This is a genomic window from Streptomyces sp. NPDC085866 (assembly GCF_044541035.1).
Classification (GTDB): domain Bacteria; phylum Actinomycetota; class Actinomycetes; order Streptomycetales; family Streptomycetaceae; genus Streptomyces.
Map to the genome: position 1 here is coordinate 681,644 of NZ_JBITSQ010000003.1, position 14,464 is coordinate 696,107.

Annotated in this window: 8 protein-coding genes; 3 read left to right on the forward strand and 5 right to left on the reverse strand. The window is 69.5% G+C overall.

Annotated elements, in window-relative coordinates:
- Positions 1-6: 6 nt before the first annotated feature.
- Positions 7-1,881, forward strand: a complete 1,875-nt coding sequence (locus tag ACIF83_RS09915; RefSeq protein ID WP_399725117.1) for an exo-alpha-sialidase — start codon at positions 7-9, stop codon at positions 1,879-1,881.
- Here the strand turns inward: ACIF83_RS09915 and ACIF83_RS09920 are convergent.
- A complete protein-coding gene (locus tag ACIF83_RS09920; protein ID WP_399725235.1) occupies positions 1,822-2,838 on the reverse strand; it encodes a bile acid:sodium symporter family protein in 1,017 nt (338 codons plus the stop codon). The two genes, ACIF83_RS09915 and ACIF83_RS09920, sit on opposite strands and share 60 nt — an antisense overlap.
- Before the next feature lie 170 nt (positions 2,839-3,008).
- Between ACIF83_RS09920 and ACIF83_RS09925 the strand changes: the two genes are divergently transcribed.
- Positions 3,009-3,887: a LysR substrate-binding domain-containing protein gene (locus ACIF83_RS09925; protein ID WP_393484728.1), complete on the forward strand. Its 879-nt coding sequence runs from the start codon at positions 3,009-3,011 to the stop codon at positions 3,885-3,887.
- Here ACIF83_RS09925 and ACIF83_RS09930 read toward each other — a convergent pair.
- Positions 3,869-4,159 carry a hypothetical protein gene (locus tag ACIF83_RS09930; protein WP_393484729.1) on the reverse strand — a complete coding sequence of 97 codons (291 nt, stop codon included), beginning with the start codon at positions 4,157-4,159 and terminating at the stop codon, positions 3,869-3,871. The genes ACIF83_RS09925 and ACIF83_RS09930 overlap by 19 nt on opposite strands.
- A gap of 244 nt (positions 4,160-4,403) precedes the next feature.
- Between ACIF83_RS09930 and ACIF83_RS09935 the strand changes: the two genes are divergently transcribed.
- Entirely contained in the window at positions 4,404-6,230 is a 1,827-nt protein-coding gene (locus tag ACIF83_RS09935) for an AMP-dependent synthetase/ligase (RefSeq protein WP_393484730.1), read from the forward strand.
- Positions 6,231-6,237: 7 nt separating this feature from the next.
- Here ACIF83_RS09935 and ACIF83_RS09940 read toward each other — a convergent pair whose 3' ends face one another.
- The 3 genes from ACIF83_RS09940 to ACIF83_RS09950 are packed head-to-tail and all read right to left on the reverse strand — an operon-like array spanning position 6,238 to position 14,464.
- Positions 6,238-8,268, reverse strand: coding sequence for a PQQ-dependent sugar dehydrogenase (locus ACIF83_RS09940; protein ID WP_399725121.1), 2,031 nt, complete (start codon positions 8,266-8,268; stop codon positions 6,238-6,240).
- An 11-nt stretch (positions 8,269-8,279) separates the two neighbouring features.
- Positions 8,280-13,670, reverse strand: a complete 5,391-nt coding sequence (locus ACIF83_RS09945) for a glycosyl hydrolase family 28 protein (RefSeq protein ID WP_399725124.1) — start codon at positions 13,668-13,670, stop codon at positions 8,280-8,282.
- An 11-nt stretch (positions 13,671-13,681) separates the two neighbouring features.
- Complete coding sequence (locus ACIF83_RS09950; protein ID WP_398140445.1) at positions 13,682-14,464, reverse strand: heparin lyase I family protein; 783 nt, start codon at positions 14,462-14,464, stop codon at positions 13,682-13,684.

Consider the following 14,464-nt stretch of genomic DNA (forward strand, 5'->3'; position numbering starts at 1 on the left):
CGCGCCATGCCGTCAGGAATCCGCACCCGTCTGAGAAACTGCCTGGCCGCCGCCCTCACCGCGGCCGCCCTGCTGGTACTGCCGCACCCGGCACACGCCCAACCTGCCGCTGATGCCGCCGAGTTCGAACAACAGGTCCTCTTCAATGCGTCGCAGGACCCCGGCTACGCCTGCTTCCGGATACCGGCGATCGTGCGGACGACCGACGGCACGCTGCTCGCGTTCGCCGAGGGCCGGGTCCTCAACTGCGGGGACGCGGCCGACATCGACCTCGTGGTCAAGCGCTCCACCGACGGCGGCCGCACCTGGGGCCCGCTGCAGGTGGTCAACGAGGGCGCGGGCGACACCCATGGAAACCCGGCGCCCATCGTGGACCGCGACACCGGCCGGATCTGGCTCGCGGAAACGTACAACACCGGCCGTAAGGACAGCGCCAGTTGCTCGGTGCCCTGCGACCGCAGCCCGCATCTGCAGTACAGCGACGACGACGGTGTGACCTGGTCCGAGCCGCGCGATCTGAGCCCCGAGATCCTGCCCGCCGACTGGAACTCCTGGTACGCGACCGGCCCCGTGCACGGCATCCAGCTCACCCACGGCCGGTACGCCGGCCGGCTGGTCTTCGGCGTCAACACCGAGACGTGGGACGGCAGCCGGGTCAGTGCCAACCACGCCGCGCTCGTCGTCAGCGACGACCACGGCGGCCACTGGCGGATCGGCGCCACCGACAGCTGGCCGATCGCCGCCGACGGCACCTTCCGGCAGAAGCCCTCCGAACTCACCCTGACCGAGCGCACGGACGGCTCGGTCCTGGTCAGCGGCCGGGAGCAGGACGGCACCGACCTCGGCCACCGCACGCAGGCCGTCAGCAGGGACGGCGGCGGCAGCTTCGCCGCGCCCTTCCGCGGCCTGCCGGACCTCTACACCCCTCAGGTGCAGGGCTCGATGCTGCGCGTCGGCGACCGCATCCTGCTGGCCTGCCCGGCCGACCCCGACCGGCGCCGCACGATGATGATCCGCTCCTCCTACGACGGCGGCCGCACCTGGGACAGCGTGGACCGCGGCACGGTCGTCACCACCGACTGGTCCGGTTACTCCGACCTGGTGCGCGTCGATCACGACACGGTGGGTCTGATGTACGAGGGTGGCGCGGTCGACGCCCGCGACGAGATCCGCTTCGCCCGCTTCACCGAGGACTGGCTCGCCCCGCACCGCGGCCCCGACCCGCACACCGCCGACCTCGCCCCGCACGCCCGACCGGCCGCGGTGCTCGGCGACGCCGCGGAGACCGACGGCGCGTTCGACGGGGCGCTGGAGTTCGACGGCACCGACGACGCCGTACGCCTGCCGTACCGCCCCGGGCTTCCGCTCGGCTCAGGGGATTTCACCGCGTCCCTGTGGTTCCGGTACACGGCCGCGACCGGCGAGCAGCCGCTGCTCTGGATGGGGGGCATCGGCACCACCCAGCCGCAGGTGTGGATGCGTGGCGAACCGGCGAACCACCGACTGCAGGGGCTGATCACCGTACGGAACGGTGCGGCGGCTCCGCAGACCGTCTTCGTGCGCACGGACACCGCGTACAACGACGGTCAGTGGCACCACGCCGTCCTCAGGCGCGGCGGAGGCCGGCTGTCGCTGTCCGTCGACGGTACGCAGTCCGCCGTCGCCGACGTGCCGGGTTCGGTCAGCCGCAACTCGCCCTTCGGCGTGCACATCGGTCAGCGCATGGACAGCCGGGCCTTCTTCACCGGAGCGATCGACGAGGTCCACGTCTGGGACCGCGCCCTGACCGACGAGGAGCTGTCGGACCCTGAGGCCCTGCGGTCACCGAAGGACACGGTCCTGTGGCTGCCCCTCGATCGCGTGAGCGGAGGAGACTCCTGACCCCTGGGTGGGCTCGTCCAGGTCGTGGGAACGCCGCTTGGCGATGACCGCGCACACCATCAGCTGCATCTGGTGGAAGAGCATCAGCGGCAGCACGGCCAGGGAGGCGTGGGCGCCGAACAGGACGCTCGCCATGGGCAGCCCGGAGGCGAGGGACTTCTTCGACCCGGCGAACTGGATGGCGATCCGGTCCTCCCGGCCGAAGCCGAGCGCCCGGCCGCCGTACCAGGTCAGGACCAGCATGACGGCCAGCAGGGCGGCCTCGACGCCGAGCAGCGCGACCAGCCGGGCGGGGCTGACCTGGTGCCAGATGCCCCGGGTCATGCCCTCGCTGAACGCGGTGTAGACGACCAGCAGGATCGAGCCGCGGTCGACCAGGCCGAGGACCTTCTTGTGCCGGGCGACGAACCCGCCGATCCAAGGGCGCAACACCTGCCCGGCGAGGAAGGGCACCAGCAGCTGGAGCACGATCTTCACCACGGAGTCCGCGGAGAACCCGCCGCCGTCGTTGCCCAGCAGCCCGGCCGCCAGCAGTGGGGTGACGAGGATGCCGACCAGCGAGGAGAACGAGCCCGCGCAGATGGCGGCAGGCACGTTTCCGCGGGCGATCGAGGTGAACGCGATCGACGACTGGATCGTGGACGGCACCAGCGTGAGGAACAGCAGCCCCTGGTACAGCGGCTGGGTCAGCACCACCGGCACCAGGCCGCGGGCGGCGACACCGAGCACCGGGAAGACGACGAAGGTGCAGGCCAGGACGGTGACGTGGAGCCGCCAGTGCCTCAGGCCGTCCAGCGCCTCACGGGTGGAGAGCCGGGCGCCGTAGAGGAAGAACAGGAAGGCGATCGCGGCCGTGGACGCCCCGGAGGCCACGTCGGCGCCGGTGCCCCGGGCCGGGAAGAGCGCCGCGAGGCCCACCGTGCCGAGCAACAGCACAATGTACGGGTCGATCGGCATCCAGCTCGGCCAGCGCAGGTGTTTCACGGTGCTCCACTTGCAGTTCGTCACGTACGTGCGGGAGCCCGGAAGGGCCCCCTCCATCGTCCTCTCCCCGGGACCGATCGGGAATCCCACATACCACTCTGACTGCCATCGTATTCCGTGATGACCAGCGGTACGCTGCCGTCGTGTACGACCCCACCCAGCTGCGCACGTTCCTGGCGGTGGCGCAGACGCTCAGCTTCACGCAGGCCGCCCGGCGGCTCGGGCTGCGCCAGTCCACGGTCAGCCAGCATGTGCGCCGGCTGGAGGAGGCCACCGGCCGCCAGCTGTTCTCCCGGGACACCCACTCCGTGGAGCTGACCGAGGACGGCGAGGCGATGCTGGGCTTCGCCCGCCGGCTGCTGGAGGTGCACGAGCAGGCGACGGCGTTCTTCAGCGGCACCCGGGTGCGGGGCCGACTGCGCTTCGGCGCCTCGGAGGACTTCGTCCTCACCCGGCTGCCGGAGATCCTGGAGGGCTTCCGCCACGACCACCCGGAGGTCGACCTGGAGCTGACGGTGGAGCTGTCCGGCACCCTGCACGAGCAGCTGGCGGCGGGGAAGCTCGACCTGGTGCTGGCCAAGCGGCGCCCGCAGGATCCGGGCGGCGAGCTGGTGTGGCGCGACGACCTGGTGTGGATCGGCTCCGAACACGTCCGTCTGGAGCCCGACCGACCGGTCCCGCTGATCGTGTATCCCCCGCCCGGCATCACCCGCGCCCGCGCCCTGGAGGCGCTGGAGGAGCAGGGTCGCGACTGGCGGATCGCGTGCACCAGCGGCAGCCTCAACGGCCTGATCGCCGCCGCGCGCGCGGGGCTCGGTGTCATGGCCCACTCGCGGCGGCTGATCCCGCCGGGGCTGTTCCGGGTACCGGACCGTTCGGGCCTGCCGGAGCTCGGCAAGGTGGACTTCGTCCTCGTGCACGGCCGGCGACGGGGCGCGGCCGAGGCTGCGGCGAACGCGCTGGCGGCGGCGGTCCTGACGGGCGGGGACCGACTGCACCGGGGTCAGCGCGGCGGGCGCTGATACGTCAGCTGCTTGACCCGGCGCAGGAGCGGCGTGGTCTCCACGTGCTGGACGCCCTCGAGCCGGCCGAGCGGTCCGCCGAGGTAGGTGTACAGGCTGCTGGCGTCGCGGACGACCGCGGTGACGACGATGTGGGACGGGCCGACGGTGTGCAGGGCCGCAGGGGCGGTGCGATCCACAGGGCGGCGGCCCGGGAGTCCCGGCGCACAGTGGACCGCAGTGACGGAATCCGCCTCCGCGACGCAGAAGGAGAGGACGACGGTGCCGCGCACCTGAGTCCTCCGGCGGCGGCCCAGGGCCGTAATCGGGTCGTACAGATTCGGTGGAGATTACGGCTCCGAAACTTACTGAACCGTAAGTATTCTGTCCGACCCTTCCGCATGTGAGTGTATTTACCGGGCAGCGCCCAAGCCGTTGGTGAGCATTGGTCGATTTCGTACCCCCTCCCGCCCCGACTGTGCGTGGGGTAGCTTTCACGGCGCTGTACGGAGCGTCATAGGAACGGGGAGCGAGGGTTTGCGCGAGTTCACCACCCCTCCGTTGGCGTCGGCGCCGCCGGTGGGCGGCCTGGCCGATGTCGTCTTCGAGCATGCCCGGACGGACCCCCTGCACATCGCACTGGGCCGCAAGGACGAGTCGGGCCAGTGGCGGGACGTGACTTCCGCCGAGTTCCGCGACGAGGTCCTCGCACTCGCCAAGGGGCTCCTCGCCCAGGGCGTCCGCTTCGGCGACCGGGTCGCGATCATGTCCCGCACCCGCTACGAGTGGACCCTGTTCGACTTCGCACTGTGGACGATCGGTGCCCAGGTGGTCCCGATCTACCCGACGTCCTCGGCCGAGCAGTGCTTCTGGATGCTGTACGACGCAGAGGTGTCGGCGGCGATCGTGGAGCACGAGGACCACGCGATGACCATCGCCACGGTCATCGACCGGCTCCCGCAGCTGCGCGAGCTGTGGCAGCTGGACGCGGGCTGTGTGCAGGAGCTGTACGACGCCGGCGCGCGTCTGGACGACGAGGTGGTGCACCGGCACCGGCAGGCGGTCACCCCGGACTCGGTCGCCACGATCATCTACACCTCGGGCACCACGGGCCGCCCCAAGGGCTGTGTCCTGTCCCACGCGAACTTCATGTTCGAGGCGGACACGATGATCCAGCGGTGGGAGCCGGTGTTCCACACGAAGAAGGACGACGCCGCGTCCACGCTGCTGTTCCTGCCGCTGGCGCACGTCTTCGGGCGGATGGTGGAGGTCGCCGCGATCCGCGGCCGGGTCCGCTTCGGGCACCAGCCGCAGCTGCACGCGGCCGCGCTGCTGCCGGACCTGGCCGCGTTCCGGCCGACGTTCATCCTCGCGGTGCCGTACATCTTCGAGAAGGTGTTCAACGCGGCCCGGCGCAAGGCGGAGAAGGACGGCAAGTCGGGGCCGTTCGAGAAGGCGGTCGAGATCGCCGTGAAGTACGCCGACGCCGTGGAGGCCAAGGCCTGGGGCACCGGTCCGGGCCCGTCGGCGGCCCTCAGGATGCAGCACCAGCTGTTCGACAAGCTCGTGTACGCGAAGGTCCGTGCGGCGATGGGCGGACGGATCCGGAACGCGATGTCCGGTGGCTCGGCGATGGACCGCCGGCTGGGGCTGTTCTTCGCCGGCGCGGGCGTGCAGATCTACGAGGGCTACGGCCTGACCGAGTCGACGGCGGCGGCGACCGCGAACCCGCCCGACCGCACCCGCTACGGCAGCGTCGGCCAAGCCATCCCGGGCGTCACGGTGCACATCGCGGACGACGGGGAGATCTGGCTGCACGGCGGCAACGTCTTCCAGGGCTACCTCAACAACCAGAAGGCCACCGACGAGACCCTGCACGACGGCTGGCTCGCCACCGGTGACCTCGGTTCCCTCGACGAGGACGGCTATCTGACCATCACCGGCCGCAAGAAGGAGATCCTGGTGACCTCCGGCGGCAAGAGCGTCTCGCCCGGTGTCCTGGAGGAGCGGGTCCGTGACCATCCGCTGGTCAACCAGTGCATCGTCGTCGGCAACGACCGCCCCTACATCGCCGCCCTGGTCACCCTGGAGCAGGAGGCCGTGGAGCACTGGCTGCAGATGCGCGGCAAGCCGAAGCTGACGCCCGCGCAGCTGGTGCGGGACCCGGACCTGGAGACGGAGGTGCGGCGGGCGGTGGTCGCCGCCAACACCCTCGTCTCGCAGGCCGAGTCCATCCGTACCTTCCGCATACTGGCGCAGCCGTTCACCGAGGAACACGGCCTGCTGACGCCGTCGTTGAAGCTGAAGCGGAAGGCGATCGAGAAGGCGTACGAGAGCGAGGTCGAGGCCCTCTACCGGGCCTGACCCCCGGTCAGCTGATCGTCACCTTGAAGATCTTGTCCGATCCGTCCGCCGCTCCTCCGTTGTTGTCGCAGTTGGTGGTGGACAGCCACAGCTGGTCGGCGCCGGGCACCTTGGTGACGGTGCGCAGCCGGCCGTAGGTCCCGACGTAGTAGGCGGTCGGGGTGCCGACCTTCTCGGTGTCCCCGCTGATCGGGATGCGCCACAGCCGTTCCCCGCGCAGGGACGCCATGTAGATGACGTTGCGGACGATGGCGATACCGCTGGGCGAGGCCTCGGAGACGTTCCAGGTGGCCTTGGGGTTGGTCATGCCGGCGACGGAGCAGTTGCCTTCGCAGGTCGGCCAGCCGTAGTTGGCGCCGGGCTTGATCAGGTTCAGCTCGTCCTTGGCGCTGTTGCCGAACTCGGCCTCCCACAGACGCCCGTTGCGGTCGAAGGCGAGGCCCTGCGGATTGCGGTGGCCCAGGGAGTAGACGTAGTTGCCGAAGGGGTTGCCGGGGGCCGGCTTGCCGTCGGTCGTCATGCGCAGGATCTTGCCGTTGAGGGAGTTCTTGTCCTGCGCGAGGTCGGGCGTCTGGGCCTCGCCGGTGGAGACGTACAGATAGCCGTCGGGGCCGAAGGCGAGGCGGCCGCCGTTGTGGTAGCGGTTCTTCTTGATGCCCTGGAGCAGCACCTTGTAGTCGGTGAGCTGGGTGCCGTCGTAGGTCATGCGGACGACGCGGTTGCCTTCGGCCGCGGTGTGCATGAAGTAGACGTAGTGGTCGGTGTCCCACTTGGGGTCGACGGCGACCCCGAGCAGCCCGCCCTCGCCGTTGGTGGTGACGGCGTTCGGGACGCTGCCCACCTGGGTCTTCGTGCCGTCCTTGGTGACCTTCCAGACCCGGAAGCCGTCCCGCTCGGTGACCAGCGCGGTCTTGCCGTCGGGCATCCAGTAGGTGCCCCACGGGATCGTCCAGCCGGTCGACAGCGTGGCGACGGAGGACGGGACACCGCCGTCGGTGGCGCAGGCCTTGGTGGTGAAGGTGACGGTGTTGCTCGGCTGCGAGACGTTCCCGGCCGCGTCCCGGGCGACGACGTTCAGGGAGTACGGGCTGTTGCAGGCGAGACCGGTGAGGGTGGTCGACGTACCGCTGGTGACGCTCTTGTAGACGGTGGTGTCGCTGCGTACGTCGTAGGCGACGACGGCGCGGTCGTCCGTCGACGTGCCCCAGCTGAGGTCGGCCGTGTTCGATGTGATGCCGGCCGCGGACAGGGTGCCGGGTGCGGTCGGCGGCGTGCTGTCGGAGCTGGGCTTCGTCGTGCAGTCGACGACGGGGCTGGCCGGGGAGGTGTTGCCGGCCGCGTCCCGGGCGATGACGGTGAGGTTGTAGGTGGTGTTGGGGGTGAGCCCGGTCAGTGCCCTGCTGGTCGCGTTCCCGGGCGCCTCGCTGATCTTGTTGCCGTGCTCGTAGATGTCGTACGCGGCCACGCCCACGTTGTCGGTGGACGCGCCCCAGCCGAGGGTGAGGCCGCTCTCGCCGATGTCGGAGCAGCCGGGCCGGCCGGGTTGGGTCGGGGCCTGGGTGTCGCTCGCCGCGGCCACGCTGATGCGGTCCAGGTTGGGGCCGCCGTCGGCAGTGGTGGCGGTCGCGCGGATCGTGTTGGGCCCGGCGGTGAGCGGCACGTCGACGGTTCTGGTGGCCCAGGTGTTCCAGTCGGCGGTGGCCGGGAAGGAGACCGCGGGCGCGGCGACCGTGCCGGCGACGGAGATGTCCAACGGGCGGTCGGTGGAGGTGCCGTTGGCGTAGCGGAGGGTGACCGCCGCGGTGCCGGCGGCGGCCGCGTTCACCGTGAACTCCACATAGGAGCCCTTGACGTTGGTGTAGTCGACGAAGCCGGTGCCCGTGTATCCGGTGTGGTTGGTGGCCACGGTGCCCTGGGAGATCCGGGCGTCCTCGGCCTGGTAGTCGGTGGCCGCGAGGGCGGTGCCCTGACTCAGGCCGGCCAGGGGCAGCGCGAGGGCCGCGGCCAGGCCGTACGGCACAACTCTCTTGAGATTCATGGGGGTTCCCCTCAGCCCGTGTACTGGGCGAAGACCTTCAGGTAGTCGTACGGCTGCTGTGTCACGCCGCTGCAGGAGTCGCCGTCGGTGCCGGAGCCACAGGGGCGGTCGCGGTTGACGGACCAGTAGGTGAGGCGTCCGATGTGATGCTGCTGGGCGTAGGCGAGCATGGTCTTGAAATCGGCGAGGCGGACACGCTCCCCGGAGTCGTCCGTCTTCCCGTTCATGGACGAGAGCCCGATGTGGGCGTAGGCGGTGGCGTCGCTGTAGCCGTAGGCCGCCTTGACCCGGCCCTTGAGTCCTTCCATGGCCCGGGTGGTGAGGGTGCCCATGTCGGTGGTGCCGCCGCCGAAGTCGAACGGCATGATGCACCACACGTCGTTCGCCAGACCGGAGTCGGCCGCCCGCTTGATCATGTCGACGCCGGTGGAGTCGGGCCCGCCGGTCGTCGTGCCGAAGGTGATGACGGTCTTCAGGCCGGGGTTGGCGGCCTTGACGGTCTTCAGCGCGTCGACCACACGCTGGCGGACGGTGGCGTTGGACCACTCGGTGTTCTCGATGTCGATGTCGAGGGCCTTCAGCCTGTAGGCGTTGACGACCTTCTGGTAGGCGCCCGCGAGCGCGGAGGCGCTGGAGCACTTCTCGCCGAGTTTGGCTCCGCTCCAGCCGCCGACGGAGACCATCACGTCACCGCCGGCGTTTCTGATGGCGTTGATCGTCGACTGGTCGGTGCCACCGGTCAGCGGTCGCGAGCCGTCCCACTTCGGGTTGCAGCTGCCGTCGGAGAGGATGAACGCGAGCGTGAACCACTTGACGCCGGTCGCGGACATGACCGAGGTGGGGCTCTGCGGGTTGCCCCAGCCGAGGTACTCGTAGGGGGCGACGGCGAAGCCCGGGGAAGCCGCGGCCTTCGTGGAGTCGACCGGCTTCACCCGGATCAGCCGGGTCTCGCCGGGGCGCAGGGTCGCGCTGTAGGAGTCGGCGATCACGCCCTTGTGGGAGCCGGACCAGAGGTCGGTGACATCGCCGGAGCCGGTGAAGCCGACCTGGGACCAGTTCACACCGACCGTGGCGTTGCCGGAGGTTCCGGTGTTGAACAACGCCACCACGTAGTCGCCGCTGTGCTCGCGTTTGCTCCAGACCTGCTTGACACCACTGTTCACAAGGCGTTTCGCGGCCACGCCGTCCTGGTCGACGTCGATCAGCCGGTCGTTGGCCAGCATCGCCTCGTCGACGGGGTCGAGGTGGGTGAGGTCGGTGCCGAGCAGCAGGGGCGCGCCCGCCATCGCCCACAGGGTGAAGTGCGAGCGCCGCTGGTCGGCGGTGAGCCCCGCCTGGTCGCCGTTGCCGATCTCCAGGGAGTCCAGGTCGTTCCAGCCGCCGGGTCCGGCGTACGGCTGCCAGTTGGCCGCCGAGGTGAAGCGGGCCGAGACGTGGGACCAGTCGGTGAGCGGATAGCCGCTGCCGTCGGAACCAGACCCGCAGTAGCACTCCACGTCGCCCTGGGTGCGCCAGCTGTTGGCCAGCTGCCGCCAGGTGGAGGCGTTCGCGATCGGCAGGTTGTTGGAGAGGGCCAAGGTGATGGGTCGTCCGGTGGCGCGCAGGGCCTTGTCCCAGGCCTGGACGTCGGGGATGTCCTGGCTGCCCACGCCGTCGATCTTCAGGTAGTCGACTCCCCAGGACGCGAACTGCTTCGCCCACGAGTTCACGAACTCCTGCGCGCCCGGCCTGGAGTAGTCGATGTAGTACATGTTCTTGCAGTTGTAGTTCTTCTCCGTCTTCGAGGTGTCCGCGATGTCCTTCGCGTGGTACGACGTGCCCTCGACCGGGGTGTTCCTGGTGACGGCGTTCTTCGCGATGCCGGGAGTGACGTAGAAACCGAACTTCAGGCCCTTGGAGTGGACGTAGTCGGCGAGCGCCTTGATACCGCCGGGGAACTTGTCGGTGTCGACGGCCCAGCGGCCGTAGGAGTCGACGACGAAGCCGTTGGAATCACACTTCTGCCAGAAGTCGTCGAGGTTGACGTACACGAAGCCGTGGTCCTTCAGGCCGCTCGACGCCAGCGCGTCGGCCTGAGCCCTGATCTTCGCCTCGGTCGGCCGGCGGCGCACGAAGCTCCAGCTGCTCCAGCCCATGGCGGGGCGGAGGGACTGACCGTTGTCCGACCTGGTGGTGAAGGCCGACGGTGTCGCGTACGAGGTGCCGATCCACGCCTCCTCGATCCGCAGCCGCTTGTAGCGGGTGGAGTCGGAGGCGGCCGCCCAGGTGGTGTCGACCTCCAGGCGGACGTAGCGGGCGTCGGCCGCGGTGAGGTCGATGCCCTGGATTCCACGGCGACTCGGCAGCTGACCGGTCTTGACGGCGCTCCCCCAGGTCGAGCCGTCGTTGCTGAGGTACACCTTGTAGTCCTTGATCCGCGCCGACTGCTCGGTGTCCGAGCGGGCGTAGGCGACGGAGTCCTCGCGCTGGTTGAGGCCGATGTACTGGACCTTCTTGGTCGAGCCGAGGTCGAAGGTGAGGCTGACCGGGAGGGTCTTGTCGTTGTCCCAGTAGGTGAGGTGGTCGCCGTCGCCGGCGGCGGAGCCGGTGTGACCGCTCGCCGAGGAGCTCGCGGTCACCTTGACCCCGGTGAGGATGCCCTGACGGCCGGCGCCGGTGACCTTGAAGACGGTGTCGTACGGGTCCCAGTCGCCGAGCCCGGTCAGCGTCAGCACACCGCCGGACTGCGACCAGGAGACCGCCTTGCCCGTACGGAGGTTGACGACGGACGCGATGCGCCAGCCGTTGTCGCGGATGCGCAGCGTGCTGGTGCCGGGCGGGGTCAGGACGTGGATGTACTGGCGGTTCGGGTCCGTCCTGCTGATCGTGGTCACGCCGTGGGCGCCGTCGTTCCAGAAGCCCGGTTTGAGGCCTCCGTACATGTAGCCGCCGCCCTCGGTGCCGTGCAGGGACTCCCAGATGGGGTCGAGGTAGCTGTCGGCGAAGTTGTTGAAGGCGGCTTGGCTGGCCGGGAACTTGCCGTTGACCTGGGCGGTCTCGGCCATCAGCGCCTTGACCGAGGAGCCGGCGTTGGTGACGAGGCGGCCGAGGGTGAGCCGACGGTCGACCGACGGGTCGGAGCCGTCGTACCACCAGGCGCCGGTCGAGGGCAGTTTGAAGTCCGCCTCGGTCAGGCGGGGTTGGGCCGTGTAGAGGGCCTGGGGGTAGTCGTAGGCGGGCGTCATGCCCGTCTTCTGCTCATTGCTGATCATGTCCATGATCGGCGTGTCTTCGTTGTTGTTGCTGAGCGTGTAGTTCGGGCGCTTCTGGTAGATCTGCGCGTAGAGGTTGTGGCTCTCCCAGTACGCGTTGTCGTTGTCGATCCAGAAGCCGCCGAGGTCGGGGTAGCGGTCCATGACCTCGAAGAAGTTGTCGTAGCTGAACTGACCGAAGCCGTCGCGGGTGGTCAGGTCGACGTTCTTGCCCTTGTAGGCGGAGTAGGCGGCCGAGTCGAGCCACTCGTGGCCGCCCTCGGCGTGCCACTGGGGGTCGTCGGTCATGTAGAGGATGACCTTCATGCCCTTGGCCTTGGCGGCGGTGATCAGCTCGCCGAGGAAGTCCCGCTTGGTGGAGCAGGAGCCGGGGATCTTCGACGGCCAGGGGCGGGCGTAGCCCAGTCGGCTGTGGAACGTGGCCAGGACGAGGTACTGCGTGTGCAGCTTGCGGGCTTCGTTCACCCAGTAGTCCGGCGTCCAGCCGCCGCCGGTGACGTCGTTCTCCCAGGCGCCGCAGCTGGTGTGGGCGGGGGCGGTGCGCAGGCCCCAGTGCAGGAAGAGGCCGCCGACCGAGGCCCGGAGGAAGTCCTGGCGGGGGTTCTCCGGATCGAGGGGCCCCGCCGCCGTACCGCAGTTCTCGGTGGACCCGGTGGACGAGATCCGCAGGGCGCCGCCCGAGGTGGTGCGACTGTCCGTCAGGCAGTAGCCGGTGACGTTCTGGAAGCCGACGTCGTGCGGGGAGTCGGCGCCGCGCTGGGCGGTGAAGCGGGTGAGGCGGATGTCGCTCGCCGCGTCGGCGATGAGCGCGGGACGACCGTCGGCGGCGGCGAACTTCACGGAGCTGTCGGTGAACCGCACGTGGTCGGCGTTGTGCAGATACCAGCCGTAGGCCGGCCGGGTGCCGATGCTCTTGGGGTTGTAGTCGTTCGGGTCGTTGCTCGGCACCGCGGTGGACATGGTGCCGTTGCCGCCGGGCACGGTGATGTCGACGTGGTTGAAGGTGACGCCGCTGATCCGGTGGCCGGTCTCGCCCCACAGGGTCGGGCTGAAGGACGGGCTGTTGCCGGTGGCCGTGATGTCGTCGTACGTCACGTCGCTGATCGAGCCGACACCCGGGCTGTTGCCGCAGCGCCTGCGCGTGCCGATCTTCTGCATGACCGGCGAGTGGACGTTCCTCATGGTGATGTCGCGGTAGTGGACGTCGGAGATCTTCGCGCCGTCCATGGACACCATGCCGAGGCCGGACTTGTCGGCGCCCTCGATACGGATCTTGTCGAACCGGTAGTCGGAGAAGTCGCCGCAGGTCTCGGAGCCGAACATCAGGGCGTTGCAGCACCGCGCCGAGAGGTACGAATCGCTCACCCGGACATGACCGTTGGGGAGCTTGGCGCCGAGGGCGTAGTCGCTCTTGAAGACGAGCGCGTCGTCGTTGGCCTTGATGTTGGCGTTGGTGACCGTGACGTCGGTCGTGGAGATGATGTTCCAGCCGTCGCGGTCGCTCGCGGTGTCGATGGTCAGGTGGTCCGACGTCACGTTCTTGCAGCCGTTGACGAGGGCTGCGAAGTGGCCGCCCCGGCGCAGGGTGAGGCCGTCGCCGATCCGCAGTCCGTCGCAGCGGGTCAGCGAGAGGATCTTGTCGGCTTCGCCCGGCTTCGGGTTGCCGGTGATCAGGTTGCCGGCCCCGTCGATGACCCCGCCGCCGACGAAGCCGATGTTCGTGAGCCGGTCGCCGTAGATCATCGCGTTGTGGAAGTGGCTGTGCCCGTAGTCCTGGTACTTGTCGTAGGGGTTGGACTCGGGCGGGTCGTAGGTGTCCGCCGAGGAGCCCTGGATCGTGGCGCCCGTGTCGACCTGGAGCGTCACGTTGCTCTTCATGTGGATGGTGTTCTTGGACTTGTAGGTGCCGGCCGGGAAGCGGACGGTGCCGCCGCCGGCCGAACTCGCGGCGTTGACGGCCTTGTTGACGGCGGGGGTGTCGTTGGTGGAACCGTCGCCCTTGGCGCCGTAGTCGCGTACGTCGAAGACGGCGGCGCGGGGCGCGGGCTCGGGGGCCGCGAGGGCGGCGGGGTGGGTGAGGCCGAGGACGACGGCGACGACGAACAGGACGATCGCCGCGGCACCTCTGGCGCGCGGGGGGCTGGAACGCATGGGACGGCTCCTCAGACGAGTTGGTATCCGCGGAGGTCGGTGAGCAGGAGGTAGGTGTTCTGCAGGGAGCCGGAGGTGTCGCCGAGGGAGCGGTAGATGCCCCACTTCGGGCGGACGCGGTCGGCGAGGAAGGTGTCGACGCCGGTCCTCGCCTTGTCGATCACGGTCGTCGAGCCGCTCCTGAGGATCCAGCGGACCGAGCCTGCCGAGCCGTTGCCGACCTTGATCTGGAAGTCGACGGCCGTCCACTTGTCGTGCAGTGGGTCCAGGTCGGTGCGGCCGACCAGGATGTCGTCGACGGCGAGCCGCAGCTCGATGGTCTGCTTACCGTTCACTCGGCGCAGGGACTGCACGACGATCGGCGAGGTGCCGTTGCCGGGCTGCTTCATCTGCATGATGTGCGTGAAGGTGGTGGTGGCCTTCAGTGAGCTGGGAATGTACATCGAGTACGTGATCCGCCAGGTCTGGCCCTCGGTCCACTTGAGGTAGCTGCTGCCGCTCGTGCGCAGGCCGGTGACCTCCTGGCGCTGGCGGTCGGTCGACGTGTCGCGATCGACCGTGTGCATGGTGAAGCGCCAGTCGTCGCCCGTGGTGCGGATGTGCGGGTGCCCCGCGGGGTGCGAGTCGGCGCGGTCGTCCTCGACGGTCTCGAAGGCGCCCAGTCCGTCGGCGCTCGCGGACGGGGACCACTTGAGCTGCCAGGACGCGGCCCGGGCCGGGGTCGGCAGGCCGACGGCGGCTCCGGCCGCGCCGCCCAGCGCGGCGCCGAGCACCGCCCTTCTGGACGTGCTCAT